Origin of the sequence: Streptomyces turgidiscabies Car8 (assembly GCF_000331005.1) — a bacterium.
GTDB lineage: Bacteria > Actinomycetota > Actinomycetes > Streptomycetales > Streptomycetaceae > Streptomyces > Streptomyces turgidiscabies.
Map to the genome: position 1 here is coordinate 1 of NZ_AEJB01000183.1, position 534 is coordinate 534.

Sequence of the window (534 nt, forward strand, 5' to 3'; positions counted from 1 at the left end):
GAGTCCGGACGAGGTGTGCATCTGCCGCACCACCTCCGGCATCGTCTCCAGCGCCGAGTCGGGCGGACGGATGACGATGTCCACCCCCTCGCCGAGTACGTTCAGCTCGGAGTCGGTGACCAGTGCGGCCACCTCGATGAGCGCGTCGTCGGACAGCGAGAGACCGGTCATCTCGCAGTCGATCCACACCATGCGATCGTTCATGTGTCTCACCATACGGGGGGTTCGGCACCAGGTATCGGTGTGGGCCTCGCCCGGGCCGGAAATGCCGGACGGCCGCGCGGTGCAGTTCGCCGAGGAGGGCGGGGATGCCGCCGGCCCGGTGCACGTCCTCCATGTAGTACGTGCGGTCCTTGGCGACCTTCGGCGCGACCTTCACCAGACACGGCACGCGGCGCGAGACCTCGTTGATGTCGTCCAGGTCGAAGGCGACGCCCGCTTCCTGGGCGGCGGCCAGCAGGTGCAGGATCGTGTTGGTCGAGCCGCCCATCGCGATGTCGAGCGCCATGGAGTTCTGGAAGGCCGCGAAGGTGG

At 68.0% G+C, this 534-nt stretch carries 1 protein-coding gene and 1 pseudogene; both read right to left on the bottom strand.

Annotated features, from left to right (window positions below; translation table 11 throughout):
* On the bottom strand, positions 1-204 hold a 204-nt coding region (locus STRTUCAR8_RS11370; RefSeq protein ID WP_277814650.1), incomplete at its 3' end, for an exonuclease domain-containing protein.
* A 67-nt stretch (positions 205-271) separates the two neighbouring features.
* Positions 272-534 (bottom strand): annotated as a pseudogene (locus STRTUCAR8_RS49550) (dihydroxy-acid dehydratase domain-containing protein); the annotation flags it as partial.